The organism is Streptosporangium sp. NPDC020072, from assembly GCF_040631445.1.
Taxonomy (GTDB): domain Bacteria; phylum Actinomycetota; class Actinomycetes; order Streptosporangiales; family Streptosporangiaceae; genus Streptosporangium.
In genome coordinates, this window is sequence record NZ_JBEYAB010000004.1 from 542,935 (window position 1) to 558,789 (window position 15,855).

A 15,855-nucleotide genomic window follows, 5' to 3' on the forward strand; every position below is an offset into this window, starting at 1 on the left:
GTCCTTGTGTCCCGTACGGGCTCCTGTCTCGGTTGGGTTCCTGTGCCCCGCACTGGCCCTTGTTCCCGCCGGGCTCCCGTGCCCCGGCGGGATCCGGGTCACCGGCAGGGCGTGTACGGCTTGTCGTTCAGGGAGGCGTCATCGGCCTTCTTGATCGAGTTGAAGTCGAGCGTGGTGGCGTTCGCCTTCGGGCAGAAGGTCTTCGGCGCCGTGAGGTACTCCACCTGGAAGACCGGCTTGCCCGCCCTGACGAAGGGCTTGAGGTCGTCGCACTCCTCGTTCTCGAAGCACTCCTCGTTGACCGCGAAGTCGAAGTCCGCCACCAGGTCGGGGACCTGGCTCAGGTCGTTCTTGAGGCCGACGGCCAGGCCGTACCGGTGGGCGATGTCGGCCAGTGCCCGGTTGTAGACGAGCTGGGTCGCGGGGCTGATGTCCCAGCCGGTGACGGAGGGGCCCTCCTCGTGCGCGTGCACGACGTCGAACTCCACCCCGTCGAACCCGGCGTTCGCGCACTTGGCGACCCGTGCCTCCATCATCCGCAGCAGGAAGTCACGTTGCCCCCGGTCGTTGTTGATGTTCGCCCAGCGTTCGTTGGGGAACCTCACGCTGAACGGCTTGCCGAGCAGGGACTTGCCGTGGCTGTCGTTCCAGTCGACGAACTGCCGGTAGTCGGGCCGGAACTCCTCGATGGACCCGGCGTCGACGTAGCAGACCGCCTTGGCGCCCCGGGCGTGGATGGCCTTGACGGCCTCGGTGTTCAGGGCCGTGCCGCCGTTGGCGTAGAGGTCGATGTCGAACACGTCGGGTCGTACGCAGGCACCGCCGGTCTGCGGGACCGCGCAGATGTCGACGTTGACGCCGCCGGTCGAGGCGTAGGCGTCGTTGCCCTCCAACTGGTACTGCCAGCGGCTGCGAGGCGCCGGGTGCCAGATGTCGCTCTTCGGGGCGGCCGTGGAGCTCTTCGAGGGGCTGGGGGTCGGCTTCGGCTTGGGTTTCGACTTGGCCGTGGGGCTGGGCTTCGGCTTGGGCTTCGGCTTGGGCCTGGAGGTGGGCTCAGCGGTGGGGCTGGGCTTCGGCTTCGGCTTCGGTTTTGCGGTGGGGGTCGGGGAGGGTTTGGGCTTGCGGCTTCCGTGTTGGGAGCCGCTCTTCCCGGTGGAACCCCCCGTGGTTCCCTTGGCCGTCTTGGTGGTCCCCGGGCCGGGTTTCGCGGCCGAGACGCTCGCCGTGGCGACCCCTGCGGCGAAGGCCGAGGAGACGATCGTGGTCGCGGCGACGCCCAGCAGGACGCTCATGCGGAGCGGGCTCCGCCGCGGAGGGGAGATCTTATTCAATACCCTTACTTTCTTTCCGTATAACAGAATCCATTTCCGCATTCAAGGAAAGCGAGGGAGGGGGAGAGGTGTCAACCCCGGAGAGACCTCCGGAAAAGCCGGTCATGGCCGTGGAACGTGACAGATCATCATCGAGTGCCCCGGTCCTGTGGATTGTTCTGCGCAGCAGAATTCTGGTCCACATAATGGACGGTCGCCACACTCTCCGTACGCGGCGGCCACCGCCGCCGTGCTCACCACCGTTCCGGTGCGCGCCCGTCAGGGGTGGAATTCTCCCGGTAGGGGTTGGCGGGCAGGCCGGTGAAGAAGGTCGTGCACCGGAACAGCTCGCCACCCGTCCTCCCGTCCCAGGCGCTGGTCACATACAGCACGTCCAGGTCCGGGCCGCCGAACGCGCAACTCGTCACGTTGGTCGCGGGGATCTCCACGGTCAGGTCGAGGCTCCCGTCAGGACGCAGCCGCAGTACGGCCCCGCCGCCCCACAGCGCGACCCACACGTGCCCGGTCGCGTCGACGGTGAGACCGTCGGGCATCCCCCTGGGGATCACCGCGAACACCCTGCGGTTCGCCATGCCTCCGTCGGCCGGGTCGTAGTCGAAGACGTCGACCCGGCCGGTGAGCGTGTCCACGTAGTACATCAGCCGTTCGTCCGGGCTCCAGGCCACGCCGTTGGAGATCGAGACGTCGGCGACCACGCGCTCGCAACGCCGTCCCGGTCCGAGCCGGTAGAGCGCCCCGGCGCCCGGGGTGTCGTCCTCGGACATGGTGCCCGCGAAGAACCGCCCCGCCCGGTCGCAGGCGCCGTCGTTCATCCGGTTCCCCGGTCGCTCGCCCGCCGTGACCGGCGCGACCACCTCCAGCCCCTCTTCCGCGAGGACGGCGAAGCCGTCCCTGACGGCCAGGGCCAGCCCGCCCTCCACCCTGGGAACCGCGGCCCCGACCGGCATGCCCACGTCGACCACACCGTGTGAGCCGTCCACCGGATCGAGGCGGTGCACCTGCCCTGCGGGAATGTCCACCCACAGCAGGGTCTGGGTGTGCCCGTCCCAGTGCGGACCCTCGCCCAGTGATGTGCGGGGCACGGGGACGGCCCTCGGCTCGGAGACCAGGGGGAGGCTCATGAGGCGTTCCTATTCCATATAGCAGAACGATATTCCAAATAGACCTCAGCAGACCACCACGGCGAACGACCTGTCAAGAGTCAGAGATGCTCGGCCACGGCCCGCCGCAGGAAGTCGCCGCACTCTTCCATCCGGGCCTGTGACATGCGGTCCTTGAGGGCCGTCACGCTCACCGCGGCGACGGGGGCCGACTTGCCCATGAAGACCGGAGCCGACACGCACCGCACCCCGGGCTCGTTCTCCTCAAGGTCGAGCGCGTAACCGCGCTCCCTGATCTGGGCCAGGTTGGTGGCCAGCCGCGCCGGGCTGGTGATCGTGTTGCGGGTCCGCGAGGCGAGCGGGCCGTACCGCTCGGCCCACGCCTTGATCGCCTCGTCGGCGGGGTACGTCCAGGCCAGCAGGGCCTTGCCCACCCCCGTGCAGTGCGCGAGGTTGCGCCCGCCGATCACCGAGGTCATCGTGATCGAACGCACGGCCTCGACCTTGTCGAGGTAGACCACCTCGGCCCCGTCGAGCATGGCCATGTGCACGGTCTCGGTGAACTCCTCGCTCAGCCGCATCAGCAGCGGACGCACGAGAGTGCGCAGGTCCATGGTCTCGTAGAACCTGAAGGCCGTGGCCAGCATCTCGGTGCCCAGGTAGTAGGGGCCGCTCGGCTCGGGCTGCGCGGCGAACCCGCGATGCTTCAGCGCGCTGAGCAGGCGGTGCAACGAACTCTTCGGCAACCCGAGCCGGGTGGACAACTCGTCGAGGGTCGCTCCTCTGCTGTGCCTGCCGATCTCCTGCAGGATCAGCAGGGCGCGGTCGACGCTTCCCACCGGTGACTGGACCTCACCCATGATTCTCCTCGCCTATTCCGAATAATGGAATGCTATAGCGTTATACGGAATTATCACCAGTCAACGACCGAGAGTCGAGGGAAGGCCCACCGGAACCGGTGAACAGGGCGCCGAACACGGTCCGCGAAGCCTACCCCCAGTCTGTCGCTCTGAGAGACCGTCCCGTTACCCTCTCCACCCGGGTACGGCGCGCACGCGGGCTTCAGGTCGGACGGGCGCCAGGTCTTCACGCGAGGCAGGTGACCTGTGCGCCACCGATACGGCCTCGGGCACGCCGCGAACTCTTCAGGGTGAAGGGGCTCTCATGGTCAGCCATGTCCCGGGGTGTCGCCCTGAGCGAGACTTGCGCGCTCGGGACACTCTTGCTGGTTGCTCTGTGTGAACCGACGCCCCTTTCCAGCGAGGAGAACGCGGCGGGTCGGTGTCGGTCCTGAGGTGTTGAAACCGAACCGGGATCGGCAAGAAGGTTCGTTATGTGGTCAAATCACCCTTTGGTTCATAAAGGGATCTTTACTTAGATGGCTAAATATGTGACGATCACTCCGTTTTAGAACTTACGTTCGAAAGATTGGAGTGAACGCATCACACACAGCGTCCGGATTAACCGTTCGGATGCGCCGTCGAGCTGCCATGCTCGCGGCTCTGGCGCTGCCTTTGTCGCTCATGAGTGCACCCGCGATCGCTCAGGAGCCCACGTCCCCTTCCACCCCCACACCACCCTCCATTCCCACGGCGTCGCCGTCCAGTACCCCCGCCACGCCTACGGGCAAGGCGTTGGCGCAGGCCAAGAAGGACAAGCGGCGCGTCGAGATCGAGTCGTTGCGCTCGGAGAGCGCCACCTACTACGCCAACCCCGACGGCAGGACGCTCCGGATGGAACTGCATACGCAGCCGATCCGCGTCAGGAACGCCGACGGTAAGGGCTTCACGCCGGTCGACACCACCCTGGTGGAGGTGGACGGCGCCATCAGGCCCAAGACGGCCAAGGCGGATCTCGTCCTGTCCGCAGGCCGGGACAAGACGCTGCTCAAGAGCAGGACGGCCGACGCCACGGCGAAGATCACCGCTCCGTCGGTGCTGCCCAAGCCCAGGCTGAAGGGCGACACCGCGACCTACCCGGACGCCTACGGCAAGGGGCGTGACCTGGTGGTGACCGCGAACCCCACCGGGTTCCGGCAGCAGATCACCATCGCCGAACGGCCCACAGGGCCCGTTTCCTTCCGAGTGCCGGTCGACCTGCCCCAGGGCATGTCCTTCACCACGAACGCCGCAGGCCGGCCCACCGTCGTAGGCAAGGATGGCAAGACGGTCACCGAGGTGCGGCCGACCCTGCTGCGGGACGCCAAGGCCGTCGACACGGCCGCCCCGTTGGAGACGGGCAAGGTAGGCAAGGCTGCCGTCACGCTCGCCGAGGACGGCACAACCCTGGTGTTCACCCCGGACGCTGCGTTCCTGGCCGACCCGGTGACGACGTACCCAGTGACGATGACCGCCGCAGCATCCGACTGGTGGGAGGGCCACACCGGCCAGTGGTCGCTCGGCGGCATGGACACCTGGATCAACGACGTCGACTACCAGGACAGCTGGGACACCTTCACTCAGGACCAGATCGTGGTCGGCAAGTCCTACGCCAGCAGCGTCGCCAAGCGCTGGCGCGGCTACCTCAAATTCCCCGACATCCCCGCTGAGTTCGCGGGCAGCACGGTGCAGAACGCCGACCTGATCCTGTGGAACTACCAGTCCAACGACTGCGGGATATCGATCGGCTCGGGCATCACGGCGCGGCAGATCACCTCCGCCTGGGACGAGACGACGCTGCGATGGAACAGCCAGCCGTCCGTCACCGGTGCGGGCGCGGACACCGAGTACGGCGCCTACAGCACCGACTGCTCCGGCTCCATGAACTACGCCTGGGACCTGACCCACTCGATCAACGGGATCGCCCAGGCGTGGATCGACGGCGCCACCAACTACGGCATCCAGCTCACCGCGGGCAACGAATCCGAGCTGCGCAACTGGCGGCGCTACCGCTCCGAGGACGCCGGCGGCTGCACCACGCCACCTCTGGAGGCCTGTAAAGGGCAACTCCACCCGCCCATCCTCACCGTGGACGTCGAACTGCCTCGCCACCGTGCTGTGTTCGCCACGCTCAAGGATCCTGGGGAGGCGGCCCCCAGCACGGGAGCGGAACTCCAGCAGTGGGCTTCCACCGGCCGAGTCTCCACTGAACTTCCTCAGCCGGATCCGATAACCAACGCTCAGGACCAGGAATACCGGGAGTCGAGCGACCAGGACAGTTTCACCCCGAGCAGTGACCTCGATGAGCCGCTCCCAGCCCCCGTTGGCGATGTCAAGGCCCGATGGTCGTTCAGCGAAGGGAGCGGCACCACGACCGCTGACGGATCAGGCAACGAGCATGACGCCACGGTGGATGACGGGGCTACCTGGACCACCGGAGTCAGCAATTCCGCGCTCACGAATGTCGGTGTCGCTCCAAACAGTGCGCCGAAACCATCCTCAGTGCTTCCGGCACGAGTGGCGGCCATGAACGAGGCTGTCGCACGAGGAGTCAAGGTTGAGGTCCGCGAGGAGACCACCGAGACCAGCATCACGTACGCCAATCCGGGCGAGAAGTCGTTCACCACAGAAGTGACTGCTGGGTCGGTCCGGACGCAACGAGACGGGGTGTGGATACCGATCGATACCACCTTGGTCGAGCAGAACGGGAAGCTTCGGCCCAAGGCGATCGACATCGAGGTCGAGGTGGAGGTCTCCACCGGCGGTTCGGGTGAGTTCGTGCGGATGACGGCGGATGGTCGGCGGTACGCGCTGACCTGGCCTGCCGTACTGCCCAGGCCGACGGTCAAGGGCAATGTGGCCACCTACACCGATGCGGCCGGTAAGGGCGCCGATCTGGTGGTCACCGTACTGCCGACCGGGTTCCGGCACGATGTGGTGCTACGGGAACGGCCTGATGAGCCGGTGGAGTTGCGCATCGGCGTGGATACCGGCGGCCTGACCCTGGCCAAGGGCAAAGGCGGGCGTCTGCTGCTCACCGAAACCACGACCGGCAAGAACAAGAACAAGGGCAAGGGCAAGGCTGGCGGGCTGGTGGCTTCGGCGCCGCAGCCGGTGATGTGGGACGCCGACGCCCGTGGCCGTCTGACCAAGGGCAAGCGCTCCACCGCCCGTCACGCGAAGATCGCCACCGATGTGGTCGTCAAGGACGGCCGTACCGAACTGGTGCTCAAACCCGACCACAAATTCCTCACCGATCCGGCCACCGTTTACCCGGTGCGGATCGATCCGGCCACCACGCTGCCGTTCAACCACGACGTGGAACTGGCCGACACCAACGACGCCGACTTCCCCGCCGACCCGACCAGCCAGTACCTGATGGCCGGCCGAATGTACGACATGTTCCTGTCACGGGTCTACCTGCGCTTCGACACCACGAGCCTGACCGGCTCCACCGTGACCGACGCCAAACTGTCGCTGAACAACATCGACGCCCCCTCCTGCGGCACCCAGGTCGGCGCCGGCATCCAGGCGCGGCGGGTCACGGGCGCGTGGGATGAGAACACGCTGCAGTGGGCCAACAAGCCCGCCTCCACCACCGAGGACGCCCAGACCAACCGCCAGGCCTTCACCCAGGACTGCGGCGCGGCCCGCATGCAGTGGACCGTCACCGGCATCGCCCAGGACTGGGCGGCAGGTGCGGCCAACCACGGCCTGGTCCTGCAGCACCCCAACGAGGCCAACACCGCCGACAACTACCGGGTGTTCACCTCCTCCGAGGACACCGACTACTCCGCCCCGCCCACACTGACCGTCACCACCTCCGGCCCGGCTTCGGCCCCCACCGCCACCAACCTGGCCGTCACCCCGGCCCAAGTGAACGGTGGCACCACCACCATCACCTCGCTCACTCCGCAACTGGCCGCCACCGTCACAGACGCCGCGACCGGCTCCCTGACCGGCGGGTTCGAGATCGAGCACGACCCCACCGCCCCGGCCGGGCAGGGTAGTGGCCAGATCTGGACCGCCACCTCCACCCCGGTCACCTCCGGCAGCCAGGCCACCGTCACCGTCCCGGCCGCCAAGCTGACCGACGGGTGGAAGGTGCGCTGGCGCGCCCGCGCGGCCAACACCACCGCGGCCACCACCTCGGCGTGGTCGGCCTGGCAGAGCGCGACCGTGGACGTGCCCAACCCCACCGTGGACGGTCTCCAGGTGACGCCGTCCCAGCAGGTCAACGGCACCACCGTGGCCACCAGCCTGACCCCTGACCTGCACGCCACCGTCACCGACCCGGCCGCCCAGCCGCTCCGTACCGAGGTCGAGGTCGAACACGACCCGGCCGCACCGGCCGGGCAGGGTAGCGGCCAGATCTGGGCCGGTGGCGCCGACAACGTCGCCTCCGGCACCCAGGCCACCCTCACCGTCCCGGTGGCCAAGCTGATTGACGGGTGGAAGGTGCGCTGGCGCGCCCGCGCCCTCAACACCGCCACCACCATCGCCTCACCCTGGTCGACCTGGCAGACCCTGACCGTGGACGTGCCCGACCCGGTCTCCGAACCGACCGTCGGCGCGCTGCAGGTCACCCCGTCCGAGCAGGTGAACGGCACCACCGTCACCTCCACCCTCACCCCCGCCCTACTGGCCCAGGTGAGCGACCCGGCAGGCGGCACACTACGCGCCGAAGCCGAGATCGAACACGACCCAGCGGCTCCCGCCGGGCAGGGCACCGGCCAGATCTGGACCGGTAACGCCGACAACGTCCCGGCCGGCACCCAAGCGAGCATCGCCGTCCCGGCGAACACGTTGAGCGACGGGTGGCAGGTGCGCTGGCGCGCCCGCGCGGTCTCACCCACCGCCGCATCCGCCTGGTCACCCTGGCAACCCCTCACCGTCGACCTGCCCAAGGCCGAGGTGTCTGCGCTGGAGATCGTCCCATCCCGAGTGGTGGACGGTATTACCGTTGCCGAGAGTCTCACCCCCACGCTCAAGGCCACCGTCAACGATCCCGCAGATGGTCCGCTCCGCGCCGAGTTCGAGATGGAGCATGATCCTGCCGCAACCGTGCAAGGCACGGGCCAAATATGGGCCGGGATTGTGGACGCGGTGGCCTCCGGTTCTCAGGCGAGCGTAACCGTTTCCGCCGGGGTCCTTACCGACGGCTGGAAGATTCGCTGGCGAGCTCGCGCGGGAACCTCCGCCTGGGCTTCGTGGCGCTATGCGACCGTGAGCCTGCCCGGACCTCTCGGCGGGCCACTGGCCCAGACGACAGGGCCGGTTACTCTCACTGACCAGAGCTTCACCATCGCGGCCTGGGTCAAATGGAGCAATGTCGACGGTGCCTATACGATTCTCGACCAGAAGGGCGCCAACACGGTGCCTTTTCATCTTGGCAATGACCCAGCGCAGGGTTTGGTGTTCACTTTCACCACCGCTGACCAAGCCAACCCGACCGTCGCAGGAGTTTATTCGGGAGTGAAGCCCCCGGCGAATGAGTGGTTCCATATTGCCGGCGTTTACACGGCCGCCCCAAGCACCGCCGCCCTGTATCTCAACGGGACAGAGATCGGAAGTGCTCCGCTCGGATTTCCGGCGTGGAATGCTTCGGGGCCGATGAGCCTTGGGACCGCGATCGCGGGCACGCTGGACGAGATCTGGGTGTACGGCCGGGATTTGATCCCCGAGGAAGTCTTCGCCCTGTACGACAGCAGCGGTGCAACGCCGACCACGCTCAAGTCTGCAGCTGCCTCAGTCACCGACCGTATAACTCCAGCGAGCTGTTACAAGGACTACGGAACGGGCAAGCGTACACACGGTCTTATGAAGAACCGCTTCAGCGGCTGCATTAAACACGAAGTGGAGGTGGTCGACTCGGCGAGTATTTGGGACTCTCTTGGATTTGCGGGTTCTGCCAGTGCGGCTGACGACGACCGTGACGCCTACAATTGGAAGGCGGACGTGATGTTCATCGCCAGGACATTTTCTGGCGATGAGGGGCTCGATAGCGGCGCCACGACCCGCGATATCATGTTCGACGTCTACCTTGGCAATGTCAGGGACGACGGCGACATCTCAATGCTGGGGAGTACACTCACCATCGGTATGAGTCCCGCGCGGGATCAGACGGCTTGTAAGCACATAACCAACTTCAATGGTTCCGCACAGCAAAACCATGTTGCCAAACTGGTCACAGAATGGAACCAGGTGGCGTGGGAGCCCGGCCAGCAGTGGTCGGAGATCGCTACCTTCCGATTTCGCGCTGCCCCCAACGATGCTCCCACTCAGCGGAGGGATCGGTCGGGAATGGTGGCCAATGTCGAGCTGATCTCGAACTGTAACATCGAGCCGTATGTCAAGATCGTCCGCCCGCATGACATCGATCAGACCGTCGTCTACAACTACGGTACGGCCGAACGCGACATCAAGGTAAAGTGTGATAGCGCCAGCTACATCCTCGCGCGGACCGGAGGGTGCACACTGGCCATCATTCCGTCCATCGAGTGGGAACTTAACGCCGGATACGACCTCGCGTATTTCCACTACTGGAAGGCATGTTATGACAAAGCGGACACCTGGCCTAAGCAGGTGAACAAGACCGTACTCGGGTGCGCCGTCAGCAACAGTGGCAGACCCGACAAGTCGCAGTTCTTGTGGCGCGTCGGAGATCCTCGGCAGAAGAACAACAATGCACGGGCGGTGACCAGGTGTAGAAGCTTGTGGCCGAGGCTCGAAGCGGATCCCGATCCGCGAGAGTGCGACGAGTACCCCTTCGCCTCCGCAGGTAACCGCACCACCGGCGAAGACGCCGCCAGGAATTTCTCGGTTTGCGCGATGGGCGCCGGGCCATGGGAGCCCAACCAGGTGGCGGGTAAGAAGCTGAAGCGCCTCTACGACCGGGACCGGATCCTTCGCGAGGATCATTTCTTCAATAGGTTCGCTAAGACACCCGATCCTGTGCCGTCTATAGCGGACGTATGTTGGAAGCCGATCAACACCAAATCGACCTACTACAACCAGCCGCCCAGCTAGCCATATCCGCCGCCGTGGAGGCCATGGCTTCCACGGCGGCACTCTCCCCGAACAGGTGACACATGGATTTCGCGCAAACGGTCGCCCACTACGAGAAAGTGCTCACCGACGACAGCGGTTGGCTCGCCGAGGGTCTGTCCTGGACCGTCGTCCGCCCTTTCGGTACGGAACTCTCGCCGGGGGACCTCGCGGCCCGGATGACCGGCGGCGGATGGCCGACTACCACCGAGGCCAACGGGGACATCGAGGCCGAAGCGGTCTATCTCGGCGGCTGGGGGCGGACGGGCATGCTTTTGGAGCCTGGGGGATTCACCGGTGTAGGGCTGCCCCATGTCCTCAAATGGTTAAGCCACGAGGCCCAGGTTTGGCACCTGTCCTGGAATCTGACCGGCCGCCGGAGCATGACCTACCTGGTGGACGGTCACATCCTGGCCGAGGTTCCCAGACTCGATGAGGGACCGGAGATCCTCGCGACGGAACTCCGATCGCTGCGTGCCGCGGAAGACACCGCCTGGCCAGGAAAGCAGGCCACCGCCATGGCCATTGTGGAGGCTCGTACCGGCGCCCACCTTGAACGCCAGTGGTTCGACCGGCCGCGCCCGGTCGTGCTTCTCGACCAGCCGATTTCGCCGAATCCGCTGCCGCTCGGGCTCTGGCACCACGAGCCTGACCTGTACGCCAGGCTGAGCGTGTCATCTCAGCAAATGCGACGCACGGTGCTCCTTCACATGGTCGAGACGCTCATCGACACGTTTGGCCTTTCAGCGCCCGAACTCGACGACGCTCTGCACGCCGTACGCCAAGGTCGCACTCTGGGCGGGGATCAGCACGCCGCTGTGCGAGCAGTACACGAAAGTCTCGGACGCCAGTGGGCGGGACTTCCGTTCGCGATGCGTGAACAGGACGATCAGCAGTGGCGGCGTTGGGTCGCGGCGAACGCCGTCCGCCATGGCCTTCGATCGATCAGCGACGCGGAGGCCTGGCACCTCAGCGCGCTGACCTACGCGAGAGAGGCACTGTCCGAGGACTGGACGACTTTCCGATCGCGGCTGTACCAGCGACTCACGGGCCGGACGAACAGGCCCTGAGCCATTGGGAGTGGGAACCTCGGCGAGGTTGTCCGATTTTGCGACCCCATGATCGGGTGCACGGAGAAGCCCTGAAATCATTATGCGGTCCCGAATCGGTCAACGCCATCGCCGAGGTCGGAGACAGTCTTCTCCGGGTCAAGGTCGTAGATTGGTGAACCGTAGGTGGAATGTTTCGCCGATCGGGAATGGCGGTCGTCGACCCGCGCCTTCTACCGCATACCCAAGTCCTGGGAGAGCTGAGAAAAGAGTAGGCAGTTCTCACAGAACTCAGCGCCGGGACGAGGAAATGAGGCTTCGAACCCTTCAAGGTGATGAGTGATTCGCGTCGTGACGATCGAGATCAAGGACAGCTGGAAGTCGCGAACCCTTCAGGGTGATGAGCGAGCCAGGTCGTCGGGATCGACGTGAAGGACAGCTGGAAGTCGCGAGCCCTTCAGGGTGATGAGCGAGCCAGGTCGTCGTGATCGAGATCAAGGGTGGATGGAAGTCGCGAGCCCTTGAGGGTGATGAGTGGCACACCGGGTCGTCGGTCATACGTTCGGAAGCCCGGGCGGCCCTCTCCGGCCGGAGCCGGAGCAGGTGGGGGACAGCGTAACTCACGATGAGGGGGGCGAGGACGGCACCTCCGGCCGGAGCGGGGCGAACCGCACGGCGAAGGAGGGCGAGAACGCGGTGGTGCCGCAACACGTCACTCGGGCTTCTCATCCTCTGGTGCGGGCGGGGAGATCCCGCCCGCACCGCGACGGGTTCTACTGCGGCGGGTTCTCCTCCGCGTCCCGCAGTGCCTGCCCGGAGGCGCCCTTGAGTCTGCTGACCCAGGCGTCGAGCCTCCGTTTGAGCGTGGGGTCGGCGCCGCCGTAGGAGTTGTCGAGCTGGTGGGGATCGGCCGACAGGTCGTACAGCTCGTGTTCGCCGGTGTCGTAGGCGACGTAGTTCAACGCCGCGTTCACGCCGAGCGTGTTGGGCTTGGCCCGCAGGCCGACGTAGACGGGGGCGCCTCCGGAGGCGAGCGCCTGCGCGTCACCGGGATCCTGGGGTTCCAGCAGGTCGTTCAGGGTGTTGGTGTTCAGGGTGCTGGGTCCGGCGTGCTCGTTGAGGAACGCCAGGCGCCACGGCGACGGCGTGGTGCCGCGCAGGAACGGCACGAGGGAGCGGCCGTCGACGAAGGAGGGAGCGGTCGCTCCGGCCAGTTCGGCGAAGGTCGGCGCGAGGTCGACGTTGAGGGTGAAGGCGTTGACGACCGCCCCGGCGGGGACGCCGGGTCCGCGGATGACCAGCGGAACGTTGAGATCCTCCTCGAAGGCGGTGTTCTTGCCGGAGTTCAGGCGGTGCTGACCCTGGTGGAAGCCGTTGTCCGAGGTGAAGACGATGTAGGTGTTGTCGAGCACGCCCTGCGCCCGCAGGGTGTCGATCGTGTCCTGGACGAGGTCGGTGACCGCGCGCAGGGATTCTCTGCGCTTTTCGTAGAAGGCGTCGATGTTGCTGATCTGGGCGGCGGTGAGCTTGGGCTTGTTGCGGATCCAGGCCGGCTTGTCGCTGACGTCGTCCTCGTTGAAGGACGGGGTGCGCGGCGCCTTCGCGTTGGGGTAGATGCCGTCGTAGCGCGGCGGCGGCGTCGCCGGTCCGTGCGGGATGTAGGGGGCGACGTAGGTGAAGAAAGGCTTGTCCGGGTAGTTGGTCGTGGTGTTCCTGATGAACGTGGTCAGTTTGCGGGAGATCACGTCGACGCCGTAGTCCGAGGACGCGCCGCCGAAATGGACGGTCGTGCCGTTGTCGTTGACGTCGTAGTCGTACTCCGAATACGGGCTTCCGCCGTTGGGGCTGAACCAGCGCGTCCATCCGGGCGGAATGTAGGTGCTGCTGGGCGCTCCGTTGGGGTACCCGTTGAGGTATTTACCGAAGAATCCGGTACGGTATCCGGCGCTCTGCAGCCAGGTGGCGACGGTCGAGTTCTCCAGTCCTTTGTTGTGGAAGGACTGGAATCCGCCACCGGAGGCGGCGTCGTTGGTGTAGATGCCGGTGTTGTGCGCGAACTGCCCGCGCAGCGTGGACACCCGCGACGGGCAGCACAGCGACAGTTCCACGAACTGCTTGTTGAACGTCGTTCCCTGGCTGGTCAGGAGCGTCTGGAGCCCGGCGTCCTTGCCGAAGACGTCCTCGTTGAGGTCGTCGGTGAGGATGAAGACGATGTTGGGCCGGGTCGTCGTCGCCGACGCCGGAGGACTGCCGAGCTTCACACCCGCGTAGGCGATGACCGCGGACGCGACGAGCAGGACCCCCAGGAGTTTCGATCGGCGACGATGTGGATTGAGGACGTTCATACCGCACCCTTTCTCGGAATACCTGTTCCATCGTTTGGCGTCGATGAATGCGTGCCGAGGCATTCCAGCCTCGAACAGGGTGGAGTTCATCCAGGGGTGACAGCGGTTGCGGGCACGGAAATTCGCACCCGAAAAGGAGGCCGGAGAATCAGTGGGAGAGAACCGGGCGACACATGGCGCTGCTCACACGCGCCAAGTCGATGTGACGCCGCACAGTGGCGTGGAAGCCGTGTCCACTCCAGGCGGTCGATGTCATGACCACATGCAATCCGAAACATCCCTACCGGTCAAGTGGGTAATTGTGTGAACCCGCCGTCGAACCGGCGTCGCGTGCGGCGTTCGTTCTGTTCACGACCTCGCGTAGCCGTTTGTCGGCGGCGTACCTGTTTCGTCGGAACATGCCGCTCCCGGCCTCGTGGCCGAGAGCGGGAAAAAGGCTTCGCGATGCGAGGGCACCGGATGGCAGGGTGCGACGCATGGCACCCCAGTACCAGGTTCGCGCGGACTACGACGCTGACACGATCGTGGTCTACCAGGCGTACGCGCCCGCCATAGCCGACGCGGCGCTGCGGGCGGGCCGCTTCGTCGCGCCGTTCTCGTTCCACAGGATGACCTGGATCAAGCCCTCGTTCCTGTGGCTCATGCACCGCAGCAACTGGGCCCGCAAACCCGGTCAGGAGCGTGTCCTCGCGGTGCGGATGACCCGGCGGGGCTGGGAGGAGGCCCTGTCCCAGGCCGTGCTCACGACCGCGGATCCGGCAGCCGTGGCGCAGGCGGCCGTACACGTCCAGTGGGACCCGGAACGCTCGTCACGCGGAGCGGCGCTGAACCACTACAGCATCCAGGTCGGCGTCGGCCGCGATCTGATCCGCACGTTCACCGACGACTGGATCGTCGGCCTCACCGACCTCACCCCCCAGGTCCGCAAGGCCGCGGCGTTGACACAGACCGGGCACGCCGCCAAAGCCCAGCGGCTGTTCCCCGCGGAGCGGGTGTATCCACTGCCGCGGACCCTGGAAAGCCGCCTTTCCCCAGGCAGGTGACGTTTGGGGCGGTGCCCCCGGGCGTACGCTGTCCGGATGATCAACCCGATCGAGCTCGTCATATTCGACTGCGACGGTGTGCTCATCGACAGCGAACGCCTGGCCGTACGCCTCCACGTCACCGTGGGCGCCGAACTGGGCTGGCCGCTGACCGAGGCCGAGGTGATCGAGAAGTTCGGCCGCACCGGGATTTACCGGTACTTCGAAGGCCGCGTCTTCAGCGCCGGTGAGGTCGCGCGCGGCAAACCGGCCCCCGACCTGTTCCTGCACGCCGCCAGGAGGATGGGCGTCCACCCGTCGGCCTGCGTCGTCGTCGAGGACAGCAAGTACGGAGTCCAGGCGGCCCGCGCGGCCGGCATGCGCGCCCTCGGGTACGCCGGCGGACTCACACCCGCGCGATGGCTCGAAGGACCGAACACCTCGGTCTTCGACGACATGCGCGAACTCCCACGACTCCTCGCGGGAGCCTGACCGCCCACGACCTCACCGCGCACCTGTCAGAGGCCACGGGGTTGCTGTCTTCGGACATGTGGGGTGTTCACCCGCAGGTCCCGGCCCAGGCGGGCGCCGGGTCTTCGCACAAGGCGAGGTCACGTCCGGTGACCGGGTGCCGTACGTCGACGCCGTTCACGGTTGTTCGTGGAGGTAGAACACCTCGGGGTCACCCTCGTCGAGACCGTGAAGCATGCCGATGGGCAGCCATCCGGCCCGTCCGAGCATCGAGTGCATGGGGTGGTTGGAGAGATTGGTGGAGGTGAACAGCTTCCGCGTGGCGCAGGCCGCGCGGGCGGCGGTGAGCAGTGCCGTGCCGATCCCCGTGCGGCGGGCCGGCTCCGCGACGTACAGCATGCCGACGAAGCCCTGCTCGAAGAAGGTGTGCTCCAGGACGCAGTAGCCCACCGGCGTGCCCCCGAGCTCCGCCACGAGGGCCGAGCCGTCACGGCACCACCGCGTTATGCTCTCGACCCGCGCACGGTCGTCGCGGGCCACCAGGTCGAAGGCGACGAGCGCCTCGACGTCGGTCGGGGTGCCGGGACGCACGGTCACGTTCATGGGACTCCT

General features: G+C 66.3%; 10 protein-coding genes. 4 read left to right on the forward strand and 6 right to left on the reverse strand.

The genetic code is table 11. The features are described from left to right. Window positions 1-98 precede the first annotated feature (98 nt). From ABZ470_RS12140 to ABZ470_RS12150, 3 genes are all read right to left on the reverse strand, one after another. The gene (locus tag ABZ470_RS12140) at window positions 99-1,292 is read right to left on the reverse strand and encodes an endo alpha-1,4 polygalactosaminidase (protein WP_362911354.1); all 1,194 of its coding nucleotides are present in this window, start codon (window positions 1,290-1,292) and stop codon (window positions 99-101) included. A gap of 272 nt (window positions 1,293-1,564) precedes the next feature. Then, on the reverse strand, window positions 1,565-2,452 hold the full coding sequence (locus ABZ470_RS12145) for an SMP-30/gluconolactonase/LRE family protein (RefSeq protein ID WP_362911355.1): 888 nt from the start codon (window positions 2,450-2,452) through the stop codon (window positions 1,565-1,567). Between the two features lie 80 nt (window positions 2,453-2,532). After that, a complete protein-coding gene (locus ABZ470_RS12150) occupies window positions 2,533-3,291 on the reverse strand; it encodes an IclR family transcriptional regulator (RefSeq protein WP_352015859.1) in 759 nt (252 codons plus the stop codon). Between the two features lie 774 nt (window positions 3,292-4,065). On the opposite strand from ABZ470_RS12150, the gene ABZ470_RS12155 reads away from it, so the two are divergent. Then, complete coding sequence (locus tag ABZ470_RS12155; RefSeq protein ID WP_362911356.1) at window positions 4,066-10,338, forward strand: DNRLRE domain-containing protein; 6,273 nt, start codon at window positions 4,066-4,068, stop codon at window positions 10,336-10,338. Between the two features lie 62 nt (window positions 10,339-10,400). Beyond that, window positions 10,401-11,426 (forward strand): hypothetical protein, encoded by a 1,026-nt coding sequence (locus ABZ470_RS12160; protein ID WP_362911357.1) that lies wholly within the window; start codon window positions 10,401-10,403, stop codon window positions 11,424-11,426. Between the two features lie 752 nt (window positions 11,427-12,178). On the opposite strand, the gene ABZ470_RS12165 is transcribed toward ABZ470_RS12160, so the two are convergent. Further along, window positions 12,179-13,750 (reverse strand): sulfatase, encoded by a 1,572-nt coding sequence (locus tag ABZ470_RS12165; RefSeq protein WP_362911358.1) that lies wholly within the window; start codon window positions 13,748-13,750, stop codon window positions 12,179-12,181. A gap of 148 nt (window positions 13,751-13,898) precedes the next feature. Further along, complete coding sequence (locus ABZ470_RS12170) at window positions 13,899-14,006, reverse strand: putative leader peptide (protein WP_352015862.1); 108 nt, start codon at window positions 14,004-14,006, stop codon at window positions 13,899-13,901. A gap of 220 nt (window positions 14,007-14,226) precedes the next feature. Between ABZ470_RS12170 and ABZ470_RS12175 the strand changes: the two genes are divergently transcribed. Both ABZ470_RS12175 and ABZ470_RS12180 read left to right on the forward strand, forming a co-directional pair. Then, window positions 14,227-14,793: a DUF4291 domain-containing protein gene (locus tag ABZ470_RS12175; RefSeq protein ID WP_362911359.1), complete on the forward strand. Its 567-nt coding sequence runs from the start codon at window positions 14,227-14,229 to the stop codon at window positions 14,791-14,793. A 36-nt stretch (window positions 14,794-14,829) separates the two neighbouring features. Then, window positions 14,830-15,264 carry an HAD-IA family hydrolase gene (locus ABZ470_RS12180; RefSeq protein ID WP_352015864.1) on the forward strand — a complete coding sequence of 145 codons (435 nt, stop codon included), beginning with the start codon at window positions 14,830-14,832 and terminating at the stop codon, window positions 15,262-15,264. 156 nt (window positions 15,265-15,420) lie between these two features. Here ABZ470_RS12180 and ABZ470_RS12185 read toward each other — a convergent pair whose 3' ends face one another. Further along, window positions 15,421-15,846: a GNAT family N-acetyltransferase gene (locus ABZ470_RS12185; protein ID WP_362911360.1), complete on the reverse strand. Its 426-nt coding sequence runs from the start codon at window positions 15,844-15,846 to the stop codon at window positions 15,421-15,423. Window positions 15,847-15,855 lie beyond the last annotated feature (9 nt).

Excerpts from the sequence above, each read along its gene's own strand:
- ABZ470_RS12140 (WP_362911354.1), bottom strand. The coding sequence starts at position 1,292 with ATGAGCGTCCTGCTGGGCGTCGCCGCGACCACGATCGTCTCCTCGGCC.
- ABZ470_RS12145 (WP_362911355.1), bottom strand. The coding sequence starts at position 2,452 with ATGAGCCTCCCCCTGGTCTCCGAGCCGAGGGCCGTCCCCGTGCCCCGC.
- ABZ470_RS12150 (WP_352015859.1), bottom strand. The coding sequence starts at position 3,291 with ATGGGTGAGGTCCAGTCACCGGTGGGAAGCGTCGACCGCGCCCTGCTG.
- ABZ470_RS12160 (WP_362911357.1), top strand. The coding sequence starts at position 10,401 with ATGGATTTCGCGCAAACGGTCGCCCACTACGAGAAAGTGCTCACCGAC.
- ABZ470_RS12165 (WP_362911358.1), bottom strand. The coding sequence starts at position 13,750 with ATGAACGTCCTCAATCCACATCGTCGCCGATCGAAACTCCTGGGGGTC.
- ABZ470_RS12170 (WP_352015862.1), bottom strand. The coding sequence starts at position 14,006 with ATGACATCGACCGCCTGGAGTGGACACGGCTTCCACGCCACTGTGCGG.
- ABZ470_RS12175 (WP_362911359.1), top strand. The coding sequence starts at position 14,227 with ATGGCACCCCAGTACCAGGTTCGCGCGGACTACGACGCTGACACGATC.
- ABZ470_RS12180 (WP_352015864.1), top strand. The coding sequence starts at position 14,830 with ATGATCAACCCGATCGAGCTCGTCATATTCGACTGCGACGGTGTGCTC.
- ABZ470_RS12185 (WP_362911360.1), bottom strand. The coding sequence starts at position 15,846 with ATGAACGTGACCGTGCGTCCCGGCACCCCGACCGACGTCGAGGCGCTC.